Annotated in this window: 20 protein-coding genes; 13 read left to right on the forward strand and 7 right to left on the reverse strand. The window is 54.0% G+C overall.

Annotated features, from left to right (window positions below; all coding sequences use genetic code 11):
• Positions 1 to 229 precede the first annotated feature (229 nt).
• Positions 230 to 520, forward strand: a complete 291-nt coding sequence (locus tag TR2A62_RS03385; RefSeq protein ID WP_009157559.1) for a DUF6477 family protein — start codon at positions 230 to 232, stop codon at positions 518 to 520.
• A 30-nt stretch (positions 521 to 550) separates the two neighbouring features.
• On the opposite strand, the gene TR2A62_RS03390 is transcribed toward TR2A62_RS03385, so the two are convergent.
• The gene (locus TR2A62_RS03390; RefSeq protein WP_009160185.1) at positions 551 to 2095 is read right to left on the reverse strand and encodes a trimethylamine methyltransferase family protein; all 1545 of its coding nucleotides are present in this window, start codon (positions 2093 to 2095) and stop codon (positions 551 to 553) included.
• 202 nt (positions 2096 to 2297) lie between these two features.
• Between TR2A62_RS03390 and guaA the strand changes: the two genes are divergently transcribed.
• The 11 genes from guaA (at position 2298) to TR2A62_RS03440 (ending at position 11947) form a co-directional block, all read left to right on the forward strand.
• Positions 2298 to 3860, forward strand: coding sequence for a glutamine-hydrolyzing GMP synthase (gene guaA, locus TR2A62_RS03395; RefSeq protein ID WP_009160676.1), 1563 nt, complete (start codon positions 2298 to 2300; stop codon positions 3858 to 3860).
• A 342-nt stretch (positions 3861 to 4202) separates the two neighbouring features.
• The gene (locus tag TR2A62_RS03400) at positions 4203 to 4565 is read left to right on the forward strand and encodes a hypothetical protein (protein WP_040820131.1); all 363 of its coding nucleotides are present in this window, start codon (positions 4203 to 4205) and stop codon (positions 4563 to 4565) included.
• Positions 4562 to 5422 (forward strand): DMT family transporter, encoded by an 861-nt coding sequence (locus TR2A62_RS03405; protein WP_009160763.1) that lies wholly within the window; start codon positions 4562 to 4564, stop codon positions 5420 to 5422. Before TR2A62_RS03400 ends, TR2A62_RS03405 begins: the two co-directional genes overlap by 4 nt.
• A 122-nt stretch (positions 5423 to 5544) precedes the next feature.
• Positions 5545 to 5880 carry a membrane protein involved in aromatic hydrocarbon degradation gene (locus TR2A62_RS18975; protein WP_009158215.1) on the forward strand — a complete coding sequence of 112 codons (336 nt, stop codon included), beginning with the start codon at positions 5545 to 5547 and terminating at the stop codon, positions 5878 to 5880.
• Positions 5828 to 6568 (forward strand): transporter, encoded by a 741-nt coding sequence (locus TR2A62_RS03410; protein ID WP_223296064.1) that lies wholly within the window; start codon positions 5828 to 5830, stop codon positions 6566 to 6568. The genes TR2A62_RS18975 and TR2A62_RS03410 overlap by 53 nt, the downstream gene beginning before the upstream one ends.
• A 101-nt stretch (positions 6569 to 6669) precedes the next feature.
• On the forward strand, positions 6670 to 7572 hold the full coding sequence (locus TR2A62_RS03415) for a DMT family transporter (protein ID WP_009160370.1): 903 nt from the start codon (positions 6670 to 6672) through the stop codon (positions 7570 to 7572).
• A gap of 32 nt (positions 7573 to 7604) precedes the next feature.
• Positions 7605 to 8465 (forward strand): hypothetical protein, encoded by an 861-nt coding sequence (locus TR2A62_RS03420; RefSeq protein WP_009159533.1) that lies wholly within the window; start codon positions 7605 to 7607, stop codon positions 8463 to 8465.
• A 41-nt stretch (positions 8466 to 8506) separates the two neighbouring features.
• On the forward strand, positions 8507 to 9424 hold the full coding sequence (gene metA / locus TR2A62_RS03425; RefSeq protein WP_009157806.1) for a homoserine O-succinyltransferase: 918 nt from the start codon (positions 8507 to 8509) through the stop codon (positions 9422 to 9424).
• Entirely contained in the window at positions 9399 to 10397 is a 999-nt protein-coding gene (locus TR2A62_RS03430; RefSeq protein WP_040820133.1) for an alpha/beta fold hydrolase, read from the forward strand. Before metA ends, TR2A62_RS03430 begins: the two co-directional genes overlap by 26 nt.
• Positions 10398 to 10455: 58 nt before the next feature.
• Positions 10456 to 11334 carry a polyphosphate kinase 2 gene (gene ppk2 / locus TR2A62_RS03435; protein ID WP_009158341.1) on the forward strand — a complete coding sequence of 293 codons (879 nt, stop codon included), beginning with the start codon at positions 10456 to 10458 and terminating at the stop codon, positions 11332 to 11334.
• Positions 11327 to 11947: a TetR/AcrR family transcriptional regulator gene (locus TR2A62_RS03440; RefSeq protein WP_040821079.1), complete on the forward strand. Its 621-nt coding sequence runs from the start codon at positions 11327 to 11329 to the stop codon at positions 11945 to 11947. The genes ppk2 and TR2A62_RS03440 overlap by 8 nt, the downstream gene beginning before the upstream one ends.
• Here the strand turns inward: TR2A62_RS03440 and TR2A62_RS03445 are convergent.
• The 6 genes from TR2A62_RS03445 to TR2A62_RS03470 all read right to left on the reverse strand — a co-directional run bounded on the left by TR2A62_RS03445 (position 11944) and on the right by TR2A62_RS03470 (position 17349).
• Entirely contained in the window at positions 11944 to 13029 is a 1086-nt protein-coding gene (locus TR2A62_RS03445) for an ABC transporter ATP-binding protein (protein WP_009158248.1), read from the reverse strand. The two genes, TR2A62_RS03440 and TR2A62_RS03445, sit on opposite strands and share 4 nt — an antisense overlap.
• Entirely contained in the window at positions 13026 to 13826 is an 801-nt protein-coding gene (locus TR2A62_RS03450; RefSeq protein ID WP_009159283.1) for an ABC transporter permease, read from the reverse strand. The genes TR2A62_RS03445 and TR2A62_RS03450 overlap by 4 nt, the downstream gene beginning before the upstream one ends.
• On the reverse strand, positions 13823 to 14716 hold the full coding sequence (locus TR2A62_RS03455) for an ABC transporter permease (RefSeq protein ID WP_009159884.1): 894 nt from the start codon (positions 14714 to 14716) through the stop codon (positions 13823 to 13825). The genes TR2A62_RS03450 and TR2A62_RS03455 overlap by 4 nt, the downstream gene beginning before the upstream one ends.
• A gap of 122 nt (positions 14717 to 14838) precedes the next feature.
• Positions 14839 to 15333 (reverse strand): 30S ribosomal protein S9, encoded by a 495-nt coding sequence (gene rpsI, locus TR2A62_RS03460; protein WP_009159087.1) that lies wholly within the window; start codon positions 15331 to 15333, stop codon positions 14839 to 14841.
• A gap of 4 nt (positions 15334 to 15337) precedes the next feature.
• Complete coding sequence (gene rplM, locus TR2A62_RS03465) at positions 15338 to 15796, reverse strand: 50S ribosomal protein L13 (RefSeq protein ID WP_009158858.1); 459 nt, start codon at positions 15794 to 15796, stop codon at positions 15338 to 15340.
• A 161-nt stretch (positions 15797 to 15957) separates the two neighbouring features.
• Positions 15958 to 17349 (reverse strand): PLP-dependent aminotransferase family protein, encoded by a 1392-nt coding sequence (locus tag TR2A62_RS03470; protein WP_009157570.1) that lies wholly within the window; start codon positions 17347 to 17349, stop codon positions 15958 to 15960.
• A gap of 95 nt (positions 17350 to 17444) precedes the next feature.
• Between TR2A62_RS03470 and TR2A62_RS03475 the strand changes: the two genes are divergently transcribed.
• Positions 17445 to 17678 (forward strand): DUF1127 domain-containing protein, encoded by a 234-nt coding sequence (locus TR2A62_RS03475; protein ID WP_009160503.1) that lies wholly within the window; start codon positions 17445 to 17447, stop codon positions 17676 to 17678.
• Positions 17679 to 17734 lie beyond the last annotated feature (56 nt).

Consider the following 17734-nt stretch of genomic DNA (forward strand, 5'->3'; position numbering starts at 1 on the left):
CTTCTGGTTCCGTGAACTGCTGTCCCCACGGCATAGTTATCCACAGAATCATGCACACAACTTAAAATTGGAATTGTTACCTATTAGTTAGCGGTACGAGGGACCGGAAAGTTTGTTTCAAATTCGTAAACGTTGTTGAGAGGGGCCGTTCTCAGGGTTCTGCCACCGCGCAACGGGCATACAGCTATGGCACTTTGATCCAAGGTTTTGACAATCTGGGATAAATGAAATGCAAGATATTCTGAGCGTAATTCGACAGCTCAAACGCCCCAAGCTGCTGATCCGTGCAGCCCGTTTTGGCGTCGATGATTATGACCGCGAACGTCATTTGGTCCGCATCCTGCGGGTACACCATTTGCCGGTGTCTGGCGACGCTTTGATGCGCCTCATGGATCTTGAAGAACGGCTAAATGATCTGCGAAAGGCCAATGAAGCGGGCTATTCCACCGCACGCCATGTCGATATTCTGATCGCAATCATGGGTGAGGCGCGATTACTGCGCGCTGTAACCAGCGTCTAGCGACCGCGCCTGCCTGAAACCCTATAGCATCTAGATAAAGGCGTCGGGCATCGATGCTTTCTTTGCCTCGACATAGTCACGCAGCGCCTGTTCGATTGCAGGGTCGAGCGTCGGTTGACGGTAGTTGTCCAATTGGAATTTGACCCGCGCCGAGGCGAGCGACTGACTGTCAAGCGCGCCCTCTTCGTCCCACGTCTCGAACGGTTTGTAGTCAAAGACGTCGGACCGCCAGAATGCATCCTTAAAGTTGCGTTGGGTGTGGTCGCATCCAAGATAGTGGCCCGACGGGCCGACCTCGCGGATGGCGTCCATGGCCTGACCATTCACGTCGTGTTCGACGCCTTTGGCGATAGAGTGCAATGTGCCCAGTTGGTCAGCATCGAGAACAAATTTCTCGAATGACGCGACCAGTCCACCTTCGAGCCAACCGCAAGAGTGCAGCATAAAGTTCACACCGCCCATGAGGGCCGCATTCAATGTATTTGCGGACTCGTATGCCGCCTGCGCATCAGGCAGTTTCGAGCCGCACAGGCCCCCACCAGAACGGAACGGAAGACCCAAGCGGCGGGCGAGTTGTCCTGCCCCGTAGAGGATCTGTGTCGCTTCGGGCGTACCGAATGTCGGCGCGCCCGAGTTCATGTCGATGGAGGACACGAACGTGCCCATAATGACCGGCGCACCTGGGCGGATCAGCTGACTATAAGCGATCCCTGCCAGAACTTCTGCCAGAACTTGGGTCAGTGTTCCGATGACAGAGACCGGCGCCATTGCCCCGCCTACTATAAACGGCGACACGATACAGGCTTGGTTGTTTTTGGCGTAAACCTCGAGAGCACCCATCATAATGCTGTCAAACGTCAGAGGCGAATTGATGTTGATGAGCGAGGTCATAACAGTGTTCTCTTGGACAAACTCTTTGCCAAAAAGAATTTCGCACATCTCGACGCTGTCTTGGGCGCGGCTTGGTTCTGTCACTGACCCCATGAACGGTTTGTCAGAAAGCGTCATATGCGCCAGCAACATGTCGAGGTGACGCTTGTTCACGGGTACATCTGTCGGCTCGCACACTGTTCCGCCGGAATGGTGCAACCACTTGGACATGTACCCAAGTTTCACGAATTTTTCAAAATCAGCCATCGTGGCGTAGCGACGGCCACCTTCGACATCCCGAACAAACGGAGGGCCGTAGACAGGTGCCGCAACCATTGTGTTGCCACCGATCTCGACGTTACGCTCTGGATTACGGGCATGCTGGACAAATTTGCGAGGTGCAGTCTCGCACAATTTGCGCGCCAGACCCTTGGGGATGCGAACCCGTTCGCCGTCAATCGTCGCACCAGCCGCACGCCAGCGCTCTAGCGCTTCGGGGCAATCGATAAAGTTCACGCCGATTTCTTCTAGGACGATGTCGGCGTTGGCCTCGATAATGTCCAACGCTTCGTCCGACAGATATTCGGTCAGCGGGATATTGCGTTCAATATACTTGGCTGTGTCTACGCTAACGGCTGTGCGTTCTGCGCGACGTGCGGCACCGCCGCCTCCGCGTACTCTGCGACGTGTTCCTGCTTCGGCCATATCCCAAGTCCCCAAGAATGAAAGTCTGTTTCATTTTCATACCGAAGCCACGAAACCACCGCGCGTGGTTTGCGCCATTCTGGACGCAAATGCGACATATGCCGCAAAGAAGCGCGAAAAGCCCCTTGTAGAGCGTATTTTCCGTCATGCCTATTCGGACCCCCCTTGCGAGCCCTATCTATTGCCACTAGGAGGATGACGCATGGATATGCCCTCTCTCGAACGCCTTCTCATCATTGATTTTGGCAGCCAAGTGACGCAGCTCATTGCGCGTCGTTTGCGCGAATTGAACGTCTATTGCGAAATTCACCCGTTTCAAAATGTGACCGATGCCTTTCTGGCTGATTTCGCACCCAAAGCGGTTATTTTTTCGGGTGGCCCCGCCTCTGTGATCGACGAAGGTTCGCCTCGCCCGCCAGAATCTGTCTTTGATTTAGGCGTTCCGATCCTTGGCATCTGTTATGGCCAACAGGTTATGATGGAATGTTTGGGCGGTAAGGTTGAGCGTGGGCATGGAACAGCTGAATTTGGTCGCGCCTTTGTGACGCCGACGGATGATCAGGTCGACCTACTCAAAGGGTGGTTCCTCGAGGACAAAGAACAAGTCTGGATGAGCCACGGCGATCACGTGGCTGCGATCGCGCCGGGGTTCGAGGTCTACGGAACATCGCCCAATGCGCCTTTTGCTATCACAGCTGATACGTCGCGCAATTTCTATGCGGTACAGTTCCACCCCGAAGTACACCACACCCCTAACGGTGCGGCACTCTACGAGAATTTTATCAAATTGGCCGGTCTGACTGGCGATTGGACGATGGGTGCCTACCGTGAACAGGCCATTGATGCGATCCGCGAACAGGTTGGCAACAAACAAGTTATTTGTGGTTTGTCTGGTGGTGTGGACAGTTCTGTCGCCGCAGTTCTGCTGCACGAGGCGATTGGCGATCAGTTGACCTGTGTCTTCGTGGATCACGGTTTGCTGCGCAAGGGTGAAGCGGACGAAGTCGTTACAATGTTCCGCGACAACTATAACATGAAGCTCATCCACGCTGACGAGCAGGATTTGTTCCTTGGTGAGTTGGACGGACAATCAGATCCAGAAACCAAACGTAAAATCATCGGCAAGCTCTTCATTGATGTTTTTCAAAAATACGCCAACGAAATTGACGGTGCTGAATTTCTGGCCCAAGGCACGTTGTATCCAGACGTGATTGAGAGTGTCTCGTTCAGCGGTGGCCCGTCCGCCACGATCAAATCGCACCACAATGTGGGTGGCCTGCCTGAAAAGATGGGTCTGAAGCTGGTCGAGCCGCTGCGTGAGTTGTTCAAAGACGAGGTGCGCGCGTTGGGCCGAGAGCTGGGCCTGCCTGCCTCCTTTATTGGACGGCACCCCTTCCCTGGTCCGGGTCTTGCGATCCGTTGTCCGGGCGAGATTACGCGCCAAAAGCTGGATATTCTGCGAGAAGCTGATGCGGTCTACATCGACCAAATCCGTAAACATGGTCTCTATGATGAAATCTGGCAGGCCTTTGTTGCGATCTTGCCTGTTAGGACCGTGGGCGTGATGGGCGATGGCCGCACATACGATTTTGCCTGTGCGTTGCGCGCGGTGACGTCGGTGGACGGCATGACAGCGGACTACTACCCGTTCAGCCATGAATTTCTGGGTGAAACAGCAACCAGAATCATCAACGAAGTCCCTGGCATTAACAGAGTGACCTATGACATCACCTCTAAACCTCCAGGGACGATTGAGTGGGAGTAATTCCTGCCTGGGTTGAAAATACCTCCGAAACATTGACTGAAACAGAGAGCGCTTGCATAGAACTGCCTGTTAACGATTGTTCATTGATTTCCGATATTCATTTCTAGCCTCGGCATTAAATATGACATTGCGCCTATTTAAGTGTTCGGCTTGCGGGCACCGGATGCGTTTTTTGGGAACGCGGTGCAACAATCGCTATCAACCAAAGCTCTTGCACCAAAATCCTGCGACGCTTCTTTTTCTTGTCTGGTTCGCTTTTATGGCGGGCCTAATTTTTTTCTCGGTCTAATCTCTTTGCCTGTTGGCATGGCAATACGTTCATTTCTTTCGTAAACCATGCTTATGAAATTTCTATCCGCCCTCGTCTTCGCCTGCGGTGTCCAAGCTGCTGCCGCGCAAGATTTGCCGCCCTTGGCCTGTGAAGGGCGCGAGGGAAACTGGACGTTGACCATAGTGGGCCCCGCGGCTCAGCTAACTCTGGGAGACGTGTTCGAGTTGCAAGTCGCACAAGAAACACGCCCAGAGAATAGCCCATGGCCTATCGTGCAAACACTCGTGGGCAATAGACAGACGGCAATCTCCTTGGTCACCCAACGCCTCTGTTCGAGCCACTTTGTGACATCCTACCCATTTGAAATCACCCTTTTGACACAACGCGGCGAGACACCTCTGGTTCTGACCGGTTGCTGTACTCTGGCTGAATGAACCCGGTCTTTGCAGCGGCTCTATGGATGTTGGGTGCGATCCTTGCCTTTACATCGATGGCTGTTGCTGGTCGGGCCGTGAGCTTCGAGCTTGATACATTCGAGATCATGCTGTTTCGCAGCCTGACCGGTATCGTGATCGTCCTATGTATTGGCGCCTATGCAGGCACTCTGAAACAAGTCCGACAGGACCGGTTGCAGATGCACTTTATTCGCAACCTTGCGCATTTCATCGGTCAAAACCTGTGGTTCTTTGCAATCATTGTCGTCCCGTTGGCCCAAGTCTTTGCCCTCGAGTTCACTGGACCGCTGTGGGTGATGGTCTTTACGCCATTGCTGTTGTCCGAACGACTTACATGGCAAAACATTCTGGCGGGTGCCATTGGCTTTGTTGGTATTTTGGTCGTGACCCGCCCCAATCCAGATACACTGAGCTGGGGCATTGGGGCTGCAGCCCTTGCCGCGGTGTTCTTTGCTCTGACGGCTGTCCTGACCAGAAAGCTGACCCGGGATCAGAGCATAACATGCATCATGCTGTGGCTTACAGTGATGCAAGCTGTCTTTGGCCTGATCTGTGCAGGCTATGATGGGGACATCGCTCTACCCACCGCCGCCACATTGCCGTGGATCCTGTTGATTGGCTGTGCAGGTCTGACGGCCCACTTTTGCCTTACCAAGGCATTGGGGCTCGCGCCTGCAACTGTTGTCATGCCGATCGACTTTGCACGGCTGCCCGTTATCGCGATCATCGGGCTGCTGGTCTATTCAGAGCCTCTAGAATGGGCAGTGATGTTAGGTGCTATTTTGATCTTTCTGGCCAACTATCTGAACGTCTGGTCGGCCGCAAAACGTGCGTGACAATTCTGTGACGCTGGACTGTCCAAGATTTTTCTGACGTCGCGTCATTAATTGCCTGAAAACTTATACTCTTCATCGGCTGAGTGCACAAGAATTGACCACTCACGTGACAGGGATATGGAATGACACGCTTTTTGACAACAGGTGCAGCGCTTTTGCTCACCACATCAATTGCTCATGCTGGTGGCATCGACCGCTCGGGTCAGAGCATCACAGCGATCTTCGAAGACGGCGACTACGCTGAGTTCAGCTTTGGCATGGTTATGCCTGAGGTGTCCGGTGAAGTTGGTTTGTTTGATCTTGGCAATATCGCGCCAGATTACACCAGCCTCGGCTTCGCGGTAAAAACTGACATTAACGATCAGCTCCCGCTTGGCCTGATCATTGATCAACCATACGGCGCAAATGTCGAATACACAGAATTTCCAGCTGCTGGAGCTGGCGCGACGGTTGGTTGAATCGACTGGTATTACTGCCCTTGCCCGCTACAAACTGAACGATAACTTCAGCATCCACGGTGGTGCCCGCGTTGTTAGTGCGAATGGTGAATACTCTACGGCCGGTGGCGCTTACGAATCCGTTTACTCAAGCGGTTCTGCCGCGGGCTACGTTTTGGGTGCGGCGTATGAAATTCCAGACATCGCTCTGTGGGTTGCCGTAACCTATTCAAGCGCAATGGATTTCGAATTGGATGGGAGCAATGGCGATTTCAGTGCAAACTTGCCAGAAAGCATCAATCTTGATTTTCAAACGGGTATCGCGGCGGACACACTCTTGTTCGGTTCCATCCGTTATGTTGCTTGGGACGGCGTAACATTGACCGATAGTGATGAAGGTGATCTGGTTGCCTACACAGACGACGTGATCACTTATAACATTGATGTTGGTCGTCGCTTGTCCGAGCAGTTGGCGGTTTCCGCGTCCATTGGTCACGAGAAATCAACTGGGGAGCTGACTGGCAACCTCGGTCCGACCGATGGTTTCACAAGCCTGTCCATTGGCGCAGCCTACACAATGGACACCGGCGTCGAGCTTTCGGGCGGTGTGCGTTTTGTAAGAGTTGGTGATGCGACAACGAGAGCCGGCTTTGAGTTTGCAGACAACTCGGTCGTTGGTGTTGGTTTCAAGGTTGGCTACAACTTCTAAACCATTATAAATAGGCCTGAAAACCCCGTCCTTTGTGGCGGGGTTTTATGTTGCGCAGGTTTCGGGTCGCTACTGCTGGGGAACCGCGCTAAGCGTCCTTCATGAACACTCAAAAACAGATGTCGACCCAAGCATGGGCTGAACTGCTCCTACTCTCTTTGATTTGGGGCGGGATATTTCTGTCAGTCCGAATTGCTCTTGATGAGATTGGGCCGCTGACGGCAGTTGCTAACCGCGTGGCTTGGGCCGCCCTTTTGCTTTGGGTTGTCGTCTTGGTTGGTCGTGTGCAGATACCGCAGTCGCCAAAGGTTTGGATCGGCTTTGTTGGAATGGGGCTCTTGAACAATGTCATCCCGTTTTCACTACAGGCTTGGGGGCAGCTCTATATCGAAAGCGGCCTGACCTCGATTTTGAACGCTGGTACGGCGGTGTTTGGTGTTCTGGTCGCTGCTATTTTCCTAGCTGACGAACGGTTGACCCGCCGCAAGGCAATCGGCGTCGCCTTTGGGTTTGCGGGTGTCATTACGGCAATCGGGTTTGGCGCTTTGGCGTCGTTTGACTTGCGCTCGATGGGGCAGCTCGCAGTGATCGCCTCGACAATTTCCTATGCATTCGCAGGCGTCTGGGCGCGCAAGATGTTGGCAGGTGTTCCACCTGTTATGGCCGCTTGCGGTATGCTCACAGCCTCAAGCGTGATTGCCCTACCTCTTGCGTGGACCGTCGAAGGGCCACTGACCCTCGCGCTAAGCCCGACCACATGGGCCGCAATCGCCTTTTATGCCGTCGTGGCCACTGCTGGTGCTTATTTGCTGTTCTACCGCGTCCTAGACATGGCCGGTGCTGCAAACCTTATGCTCTGCACATTGTTGATCGCGCCAGTGGCGATTGTTCTTGGCACTGTTGTGCTTGGCGAAGAGCTTCCGCTGCGCGCGTATGGCGGTTTTGCGTTGATCGGAATGGGTTTGATTATCCTTGATGGACGGTTGATCAAAAGATTCCTCTAGAACGGAACCGTTTTGCCCGTTAGCAACAGACTATGAGCTATAAATCCGCAGATGATTGGCGTAAAAGCCGCCACAAACGTGTCCTCTTGTTGGGGATGTCCGGCCTTGGAAAGACACATGTGTCCAACATGCTGCGCGCCCAAGGGGACTGGTTCCACTACAGCGTCGACTACCGGATTGGCACGCGGTACATGGGCGAACTGATCGCTGACAACGCCAAGCACGAAGCGATGAAGGTTCCGTTCCTGCGCGAAATGCTAATGAGTGATAGCATCTACATCGCGTCGAACATCACATTTGAAAATCTGGCACCGCTTTCGGCGTACTTGGGCAAACCGGGTGATCCTGAATTGGGCGGTCTGTCGATCGACGAATATAGACGCCGTCAGGACCAACATCGGGCCGCAGAAATCAGCGCGCTGTTAGACACCCCTCATTTCATGGACCGTGCTCAGGCGATCTACGGGTATGATCATTTCGTTTGCGATACAGGTGGATCCATTTGCGAAGTCGTTGACCCGTCGAACAAGAACGACGAGGTCTTGAACACGCTTTCCAACGATCTTTTGATCGTGTGGATCGAAGGGTCCGATGCACATGCAGCCGAGCTTGCCAGACGTTTTGATCTGGCGCCCAAGCCGATGTATTATCAGCCTGAATTCCTCGAAGCTGCGTGGGCTGAATATCTCAACAATAACAAGGTGTCCGAAGGCGACGTTAATCCTGATGATTTTGTTCGTTGGACCTATAGCCGTGCGCTCGCGCATCGCGCACCGCTCTATCGTGAGATCGCGCAATGGGGCGTGGCGGTTCAGGCGCACGATATAGCGCAAGTTAAATCGGCAGGTGCCTTTGAGGCGCTGATAGCCTCGACTCTTGAGATGCGAGGCTGAGACCTCTATCTACCCTGTCTCAAGTCCAAGGACGCTGATCTATGCCGATTAAATTACCATCCTCATTGCCTGCTTTTGATATCCTTGACCGTGAGGGTGTCATGGTTATGGCTGATCGCGAAGCATCCCGTCAGGATATCCGGCCTTTGCGGATCGCACTCTTGAACCTGATGCCTAAAAAGATCCAAACAGAGACCCAGTTTGCGCGTCTGATCGGTGCCACGCCTCTGCAAATCGAGCTGACCTTGGTCCGCATGTCGGAACATCAGACGAAAAATACGTCGGCCGAACATATGGATGCGTTCTACAAGAGCTTTGCCGAGGTGAAGGACCAAAAGTTTGATGGTCTGATCATCACGGGCGCCCCGATCGAACATCTGCCATTCCAAGAAGTGACTTATTGGGAAGAGTTGTGCGAAGTCTTTGAGTGGACTCAAACGAATGTGCATTCGACGTTTGGCGTTTGTTGGGGTGGCATGGCCATGATCAACTATTTTCACGACGTGAAGAAACACATCCTAGACGCCAAAGTATTCGGCTGTTTCCGGCATGATAATCTCGCTCCGGCTTCGCCATTTTTGCGCGGGTTTTCTGACGATTGCGTCATCCCAGTCAGCCGATGGACAGAAATGCGCCAAAACGAGATTGAAGCAGCACAGGGTTTGAAGACGCTCATCAACTCGCCATTGGCGGGCCCTGCTCTGGTCGAAGATCCAGATCACCGTGCGCTCTATATCTTTAACCACTTTGAATATGACAGCAGCACACTCAAAGAAGAGTATGATCGCGATGTCGACGCTGGGACGTCCATCAATGTTCCCAGCAACTATTATCCGAATGATGACCCAACGTTAAAACCCCAGAACCGGTGGAGAAGCCACGCGCACCTCCTATATGGTAACTGGTTAAACGAGATTTATCAGACGACGCCTTATGACATCACGCAGATCGGTGCTTAGATTTTTGGGATACGGCAGCGCAGCTCTTGGAGCAGCGGCATTGTTGACGTCTGGGTGTGCGAGGTTTCGCACAGATCGTGCCGAAGATGACTATCCCCCGATTGGCGAATTTGTCGATGTTGATGGCACTCAGGTCCACTACCTGACCAAAGGGACGGGTCCCGATCTCGTCTTGATCCACGGCGCTGGTGGCAATCTACGAGAATTCACATTCGACCTGATGGACCGGCTGACAGGTAGATACCGTGTGACCGCTTTTGATCGCCCTGGTTTGGGCTACACCGGTCGTGCGCCAGGAATTGACACCCACCCAACCGCAACAGTTGCCGAAACACCCTTGCAACAAGCACAGCTGTTGCGCAGTGCGTCGGCCGCTCTCGGGCTGGAAGCGCCAATTGTTGTAGGTCACAGTTTTGGTGGTATCGTGGGATATGCGTGGGCCGTGTTGGACATGGATGACCCGTCACCCTCATCCGCCAGTGCAGTGGTATCGCTTGCCGGTGTTGCCCTGCCTTGGCCGGGGGGATTGGGCGCCTATTATACCGTCAACGCTAGCGCCTTTGGTGGCGCTGTTACCGTCCCGTTTCTATCTGCATTTGTACCAGAGAGTGTTGTGACCGACCGCATTACTGCGACGTTTAAACCGCAGCCCGTACCAGAGGGCTACACCGAACATATCGGCGCACGGCTGACACTGCGGCCAGATACGTTTCGAGCGAATACGAGGCAGGTTGCCTATTTGCGGCCTCACGTGGTTGAGCTGTCCAAACGGTATCCCGAATTGACGTTACCGATCGAAATTTTGCACGGCACCGATGACACAACTGTGCCGATCGACATCCACAGTGAACGGTTGGTCAAAATCATCCCGTCGGCCAATCTCACTGTTATGCAAGGTGTCGGTCACATGCCACATCATGCGGATCCACAAACGACGATCGCGGCTATTGATCGCGCGTTTGCACGCCGGTGATTGCGTGGGCGGTATCAAACCCCCATACTGCTTCAAAATATAACAAGGATTGGATCATATGGACCTGCCTTTTGATGGTGCCATCAGCGCGTTCTACGACAACGAAGCCCCAGAATGGGTCCGTGATCAGATCAAAAGCGCGAAGAAAAATCGCATTCTAAATCCTGATTATCCGTATGACAGCCGTTGGTACAAAGGCGAATACGAAGACACCTTGGCCGCGCTACAGATCGAGTTGGTTCGGCTACAAGCATGGGTCAAAGAGAGCGGTGCGCGCATTGCTATTGTGTTTGAAGGGCGTGACGCCGCTGGCAAAGGTGGCACGATCAAACGCTTTCGCGAAAACCTAAGCGCGCGCTCAGCACGCGTCGTGGCCCTGTCCAAACCGACAGATCGTGAACGGGGTGAATGGTATTTTCAACGCTACATCAAAGAACTGCCTGCCGAGGGTGAAATCACATTCTTTGATCGAAGCTGGTACAACCGCGGCGTTGTTGAACATGTGTTCGGCTTTTGTGAGCCGCAAGAACGCGAGCTGTTTTTCAAACAAGTAAACCCGTTCGAGCAGATGCTAGTCGAAGACGGCGTGCAACTGTTCAAGATTTGGCTGAACGTTGGTCGGGCTGAGCAGCTACGCCGCTTTAGGGACCGCGAAAAAGATCCATTGAAACAGTGGAAGCTCAGCGGCATCGACGTCAAAGGGCTTTCTCGTTGGGATCCATACAGTCAAGCAATCGGTGAGACGTTGGCACGCAGTCACACCGACGCCGCCCCATGGACCGTTGTGCGCTCGGATGACAAACGGCGTGCACGTGTCGGCGCGATCCAAGCTGTCTTGAGCCAGATCGACTATGCCAGAAAGGGCAAGATCGTCAGCGCGCCAGATCCAAAGGTCGTTGGTGGTCCTGATCTGTGGGCGGACGCATCAGGTGCCTAAACGCGGCTATCACCATGGCAATTTGCGGACGGCTTTGGTCGATTCCGCACTGGTGTTGATCGAGGAAAAGGGTCCAACAGGTTTTACTCTTTCTGAGGCTGCGAAACGTGCGGGTGTGACGCCAGCGGCTGTATACCGTCACTTTCAGGGACGCGAAGACCTGATCGCCGAGGCCGCCCGTCAGGGGTATGAGATTTTTGCAGATCTGATGGACTATGCTTACGGCAAGGGGCAGCCTTCGGCGATGGCCGCGTTCGAGGCCACAGGACGCGCCTATTTGGCCTTTGCCCGCAAATATCCCGGACACTACGTGGCTATGTTCGAAAGCGGGATCTCGATCCAACGCACACCGGAACTGAACGCCGTTGCCACGCGCGCAATGGGCGTGTTGGAGAAAGCTGCGACAGAGCTGAGCCAGCACATTCCAGAAGACCGCCGCCCGCCCCCACAGATGTTCTCAGCTCATATTTGGGCCATGAGCCACGGTGTTGTAGAGCTTTTCGCGCGTGGCAGTCCCGGAACCAAGAGCCCGTTTCCACCCGAAGACCTGTTAGAGACAGGGATCGGCGTGTATTTACGCGGTCTGGGGTTGATCCCCAGTGACACGAACTAGTCGGAAAACCCAACCAACGCCCTTGGATCCCACGAGACACGCGCACGATCATCCCGTTCCAGAACCGGACGATCGATGAGGTTTTTCATCGAAATTGTGACGGGGGCATCCACGTCGTCCAACCGAACGTCATAATAGGTCATGTCGCCATAATACGCGCGCTCAATCACCTGACCGACCGTTTCACGTTGTGATGTCGTTTCGCCCTGAAAAAGGATCGACAGGATTTCGGGCCGAATGCCAACCGCACCGCCCCCTGTAACTGGTCCGGCAGGGCATTGCTCGGACGCAAGCTCGGCCTGCCCGAGCCCCGCAATGTCTGCAGTTATTAGATCACCAACGGGTTTGAACTGAGCGGGAAGAAAGTTCATTACACCGATGAAGTCGCCAACCTGTCGTGTTAGTGGTCGGCGGTACAATGTTTGTGGGTCGGCAAGTTGTGCGATCCTACCTTCAAACATGACTGCGACGCGATCTGACATGATCAACGCTTCTTCTTGATCATGAGTTACGAGAATAAAGGTAATCCCGACTTGTCGCTGCAGGCGGCGCAGTTCAGTTTGCATCTGCTCGCGCAGCTTTTTGTCCAACGCCGACAAGGGTTCGTCTAATAACAACACCTTAGGCTTAAGGATCAAAGCGCGCGCCAACGCGACCCGCTGGCGTTGCCCGCCAGACAGTGCATGTGCCGCTCTTGCCCCAAAACCGCCCAGGCCTACCATCTCTAGCGCGTCTTGGACGGCTTGTGCTTTGTCCGAACGTGACATGCCTGATTTGCGCAGGCCAAAGCCGACGTTCTGCGCCACGGTCAAATGTGGAAAGATCGCATAGGATTGGAACACCATGTTTGTGGGGCGTAGGTTTGCAGCGACCCCAGCCATGTCAGCGCCGTCGATCAAGACGACACCGTCTGTCACATCCTCGAACCCTGCAATCGTACGAAGCAAGGTCGTCTTGCCACATCCTGACGGACCCAACAGCGAGAAAAATTCACCCTCGGCAATCTCGAGATCGACATCGCGCAGGGCGTGATAGTCGCCATAGTATTTATTGATGCCCGTCAGGGAAATCAGCGCGGTCATAGAAAGCCACCCGTATCTTTGAGGCCAGCGCGTTTCAGCCCGCGCCGGCGGAAATATTCAGCGATCACCAGCAAAACGATCGAAAGAATGACCAGAATAGTGCCTAAGGCCATCACCGCCGGTAGCCGCTGTGGGAACCGCAAAAGGCCCCAAATGTAGACTGGCATTGTCGGCTCGGACCCTGACAAGAAAAACGCGATGATGAATTCGTCCAAGCTGATCGTGAAGGAGATCAGAAGTGATGAAATGATGCCCGGCATCACCAGTGGCAACGTCACCAGTCGGAAGGCCGCAAACCGGCTTTCACCCAAATCCAATGCCGCTTCTTCTAGGCTGTTGTCGAGGTTTGAGAACGCACCGTTCAAGATGGCGATGCTAAATGGCATACAGATCAGAACATGGGCCGCAATGATCGTCCAGTTGGACAACGGCAGGTTTAGGATTTGAACGAGAACGACCAACAGCGATACGGCCACGATGATCTCTGGCAAAACAAGCGGGATCATGATGAGCCCCATAATGCCTCGCTTGGCCGGAAATTCGAAACGCGTCGCGGCGCGTGCGGCACAAATCCCTAGACCTGTTGCGATGATCGCCGACATGCAAGCAATCCAGAGCGAGTTTTTTACCGCGTCATGCAAGGCACCAATGCCAGCAAGGTCGTTGAACCAGCCCCATGTGAACCCTTTCAACGGGAAGGCAATGACTGGGCTGTCGTTGAACGCAAAGACAGGTAGCAATAACACAGGTGCGTAGAGAAAGATCATATATGCGATCGCATAGATGCGCAAGGTCATGTGAGCCCCCTCGCCTTATTAGTCAACCACATCAATATCTTGGCAATCACAATGAATGTTATACACCATGTCGCAACACTGATCATCGCAACGATTGCCAAAGCCGCACCAAGCGGCGCATTGTTCAGTTTAAGGAACAATGTCTGTATCAGGTTTGCGATCATCAGGCCATTTGGCCCCCCGACCAGCCGCGGCGTCACATAGTCACCAATCGTCGGGATCAACACGATCACCATCGCGGCTAGGATCCCCGGCATGGCCAGCGGCAGCGTGATACTAAAGAAAGTTTGCGCGCGGCTTTCACCCAAATCACGAGCGGCTTCTAGCAACGAGCGGTCGATCTTCTCTAGCGAGACAAAGATCGGCAAAATGGCAAACGGCGCAAAGGCATGGGCCAGAGTCAACACAACCGCGTTCGGATTGTAGAGAATAAACGTAAGCGGCTCTCCGATCAGGCCTGTGCCCAGCAAGCTGGAATTCAATACGCCGTTGTAGCCTAGGATCACCTTCCACAAAAAGACGCGGATCAGGTAGCTGGTCCAAAATGGAATGGTAATCAGGAACAGCCACAACGATTTGCGGTGCGCGGGTACATGAAACGAGACGAAATATGCGATTGGAAAGGCCAACGCGACCGTCACAGCCATAACGGCCGAGGCGATGTATAATGATCGCAACAAGAGCGTTCCATAGAGCGGTTCCGTCATGATCGTGCGGTAGTTTTCGAGCGTCGGTGTCCGGTCGAGCGTCAGAAAGTCCTGTGTCCAAAAGCTGAACATGATAACGGCGGCGAGCGGCGCGGCAAGCAGCGTTATTGCGTAAAAAAATGGGGGGCTGACGAGCGTTAGCCCGCGTGCTGCCTCACTGTTCTTGTACCGTCCAAACGCCATGCCCTATCAAGAAACGTCTTAGGGAAAACGTCAACGATCTTTCTAAGATCCGGCCCAAAAAGTTATGTGCAACGAAAAAGGCCGCCCACTTGGGACGGCCTCTTCCAAATATATAGCTCGGTTTAACGCTTGGAGAACTGGAAGCTCTTACGCGCCTTGGCCTTACCGTATTTCTTACGCTCAACAACGCGGCTGTCGCGTGTGAGGAAGCCGGCTGCCTTAAGTGCGCCACGCAGCGAGGGATCATAAAGCTGAAGTGCTTTGGAGATACCGTGCTTAACAGCACCCGCTTGACCGGACAGGCCGCCACCTTTGACAGTCGCCATAACGTCGAACTGGTCTTCGGTGCCGGATACTGTGAATGGCTGGCGCAGGATCATCTGCAAAACAGGACGCGCAAAATAGACGTTCTGCTCTTTGCCGTTCACGACAACTTTGCCGGAACCTGGCTTGATCCAAACACGAGCAACCGCGTCTTTACGTTTGCCAGTTGCATATGCACGGCCCAATTCGTCACGAACTGGCTCGCGGTCGATGACCACTGCAGTTTCAACGGGGGCGGCAACGCCTTCGGCGACTGTGCCCAGCTCTTCGAGAGAGTTTACTTGATCAGTCATGTGCTCAGCTCCGTGTGTTCTTGGAGTTCATCGCCTTGACGTCGAGAACTTCGGGGTTCTGGGCCTCATGGCCGTGATCAGTGCCTGCATAAACGCGCAAGTTCGTCATCTGAACGCGCGACAGGCGGTTGCCTGGCAGCATGCGCTTGACCGCTTGCATGACAACACGCTCTGGGTGTGCGCCATCGAGGATCTGACCTGTTGTGCGCGACTTGATGCCACCTGGGTGGCCGGTGTGCCAATAGTTCGGCTTGTCACGCTTGTTGCCAGTCAGCTGGATTTTGTCAGCATTGATAACAATCACGTTGTCGCCCATGTCCATGTGCGGCGTGAATGTTGCCTTGTGCTTGCCACGCAGACGCATGGCAATGATCGACGCGAGACGACCCAGAACCACGCCTTCGGCGTCGATCAGGATCCATTTCTTGTCGATGTCTGCTGGAGTTGCAGAAAAAGTTTTCATCGGGTTCACCCTTGGGATGTGACGCGATCATCGCGCCGGTTGTTCGATGGGCGGGTTATATAGGTCGTATTCGCTGCGTCAACGACCTTTGTACGTGTTTTATCCATCTAAAACAATGACTTACAAATTAGGTATTGGAATACCCCACACCTAGGCACGCTTTAAGCGTCAATATCGGTCTCTGGGTGGGCCAACATGCGATTCATTGTTTCGAGACAGGCCAATAACGCAGGGATCCCGAGATGTGAATTGATTGCCAAGCGCACGGCATGGGGTGCCACACCATCCGGCATCGCAAATTCGTCGGCTGGCTTTACATTTATCCGCTGTCGTTCACACGCAATCGCAAAACGAGATGCCCGCCAACCGACAGGAAGTTTCAACCAGATAAAGGGCGCATCGGGGCGCCATTTGATATCCCATTGGCCCAAAACGTTGACGGCCAACTTGATGTGACGCTCCATTTCCTCGCAAACCATTCCGCGAATATGAGCCGCCTGCCCCGAAACCATGAGTTCTGTTGCGATATCCAAGACTGGTCGCGCAACGCCGTAGAACGACGACTGCGCCACTTGTCGCGCCTTGTGCGCTGTATCGCGTGGACACACAGCGAACCCGAAACGCAAAGCGCCGCTCACTGCTTTGGTCAATGACCCGACATACCATGCGAGTTCAGGGCACATCTCACGGTAGGCAGGTATTTCGGTGCGTGCGGTGCTATGACAATCATCTTCAATAATCTGAAGCCGATGGGATTTTGCGATACTTGCAATTTTGACCTTGCGTGCATGGCTTGTTTGCATGGTTGTTGGGCTGTGTACCTCAGCCGAGGTCAACAGGACCTGCCCCCCGTGTTCGCGAAGGGCTCGTTCTAAAGCTTCTGGCCGAATACCGTCGTCATCCATTTCTAGGCCAACGAGCCGTGCGCGCAGCAGTCGTGCGGCATGGCGCACGCCGGGATATGCGAGCTCTTCGGTCAAGATGACAGGGTTCGGGCCATGCAATATGGATTGCAGCGCCATCATAACGGTGTTTTGCGCGCCATTGCCCAGCACAATGTCATCTGCCATCAGCGGCCCCACGTGATCTGCGCCGACCCAATCACAAACAGCTTGGCGTGTGGGGCGATCTGTTTCGGGTGTTGGGTAATGAATGTAGCCAGTCATCGACCGCTTGGCGATTTTCTGGAGTATCTGACTGATAATCTGGCCCTGCCCAACATCAGGCACCTGACACCCCCTAAAGTCAGCCATCCCAAGGGGGATGTGCGTCATCAATGGCACGTCCAGTGGTAGCTCATCTTTCGTTTCACCCGCAACGAATGTTCCGCGACCCACTTGGGCCGCAAGGACACCGTCGTCCACCAGACGCGTGTATGCCCGCGCCACAGTTCCAGGTGTGATCCCGAGTTGGTACGCAATTTCTCGTACCGGCGGCAGCTTTTCCCCAGCTTTCAAATCGCCAGAGACCACGGCGGTTCTGATCGCGGCTGTGACAGCTTGGTATTTGGGAATCGTTACGTCGGTAAGGTCGGGCAGCCAAATTGTATTCATTACAACGTTTCCTTGGACAAGGCGCAGTGAGTCTTTGTATCAATTTATTATAGCAATCACGCTATATTGTATCAATACAAAACTGGAGATCCGAAATGACACCCGCACGGCAAATGCTTGCACCGCTCGACGTACAAATGATGACACCGGCCGCGCTTCCGCCTGTCTCTCGCGTTGTGTTTGCGGCGGCCTCGGTGATCATGAAATGGGAACTGCGTCACCGAACGCGCAGGACTCTTGTGTCGTTGACCGACCACCAACTGCGAGACATTGGATTGGAACATGGTGCAGCTTTAACGGAGGCGCGCCGCTGGTTCTGGCAGGCTTAACCCAAGTTCCCAAGCACCAGAACAGACTGGGGCCGGTGCATCCATCGGCCCCCTTT

It is taken from the genome of Thalassobium sp. R2A62, from assembly GCF_000161835.1.
Taxonomy (GTDB): Bacteria; Pseudomonadota; Alphaproteobacteria; order Rhodobacterales; family Rhodobacteraceae; genus Thalassobium.

Bases quoted from the DNA above. Each gene is read 5' to 3' on its own strand.
- TR2A62_RS03385 (WP_009157559.1), top strand. From the start codon at position 230: ATGCAAGATATTCTGAGCGTAATTCGACAGCTCAAACGCCCCAAGCTG.
- TR2A62_RS03390 (WP_009160185.1), bottom strand. From the start codon at position 2,095: ATGGCCGAAGCAGGAACACGTCGCAGAGTACGCGGAGGCGGCGGTGCC.
- guaA (WP_009160676.1), top strand. From the start codon at position 2,298: ATGGATATGCCCTCTCTCGAACGCCTTCTCATCATTGATTTTGGCAGC.
- TR2A62_RS03400 (WP_040820131.1), top strand. From the start codon at position 4,203: ATGAAATTTCTATCCGCCCTCGTCTTCGCCTGCGGTGTCCAAGCTGCT.
- TR2A62_RS03405 (WP_009160763.1), top strand. From the start codon at position 4,562: ATGAACCCGGTCTTTGCAGCGGCTCTATGGATGTTGGGTGCGATCCTT.
- TR2A62_RS18975 (WP_009158215.1), top strand. From the start codon at position 5,545: ATGACACGCTTTTTGACAACAGGTGCAGCGCTTTTGCTCACCACATCA.
- TR2A62_RS03410 (WP_223296064.1), top strand. From the start codon at position 5,828: ATGTCGAATACACAGAATTTCCAGCTGCTGGAGCTGGCGCGACGGTTG.
- TR2A62_RS03415 (WP_009160370.1), top strand. From the start codon at position 6,670: ATGAACACTCAAAAACAGATGTCGACCCAAGCATGGGCTGAACTGCTC.
- TR2A62_RS03420 (WP_009159533.1), top strand. From the start codon at position 7,605: ATGAGCTATAAATCCGCAGATGATTGGCGTAAAAGCCGCCACAAACGT.
- metA (WP_009157806.1), top strand. From the start codon at position 8,507: ATGCCGATTAAATTACCATCCTCATTGCCTGCTTTTGATATCCTTGAC.
- TR2A62_RS03430 (WP_040820133.1), top strand. From the start codon at position 9,399: ATGACATCACGCAGATCGGTGCTTAGATTTTTGGGATACGGCAGCGCA.
- ppk2 (WP_009158341.1), top strand. From the start codon at position 10,456: ATGGACCTGCCTTTTGATGGTGCCATCAGCGCGTTCTACGACAACGAA.
- TR2A62_RS03445 (WP_009158248.1), bottom strand. From the start codon at position 13,029: ATGACCGCGCTGATTTCCCTGACGGGCATCAATAAATACTATGGCGAC.
- TR2A62_RS03450 (WP_009159283.1), bottom strand. From the start codon at position 13,826: ATGACCTTGCGCATCTATGCGATCGCATATATGATCTTTCTCTACGCA.
- TR2A62_RS03455 (WP_009159884.1), bottom strand. From the start codon at position 14,716: ATGGCGTTTGGACGGTACAAGAACAGTGAGGCAGCACGCGGGCTAACG.
- rpsI (WP_009159087.1), bottom strand. From the start codon at position 15,333: ATGACTGATCAAGTAAACTCTCTCGAAGAGCTGGGCACAGTCGCCGAA.
- rplM (WP_009158858.1), bottom strand. From the start codon at position 15,796: ATGAAAACTTTTTCTGCAACTCCAGCAGACATCGACAAGAAATGGATC.
- TR2A62_RS03470 (WP_009157570.1), bottom strand. From the start codon at position 17,349: ATGAATACAATTTGGCTGCCCGACCTTACCGACGTAACGATTCCCAAA.
- TR2A62_RS03475 (WP_009160503.1), top strand. From the start codon at position 17,445: ATGACACCCGCACGGCAAATGCTTGCACCGCTCGACGTACAAATGATG.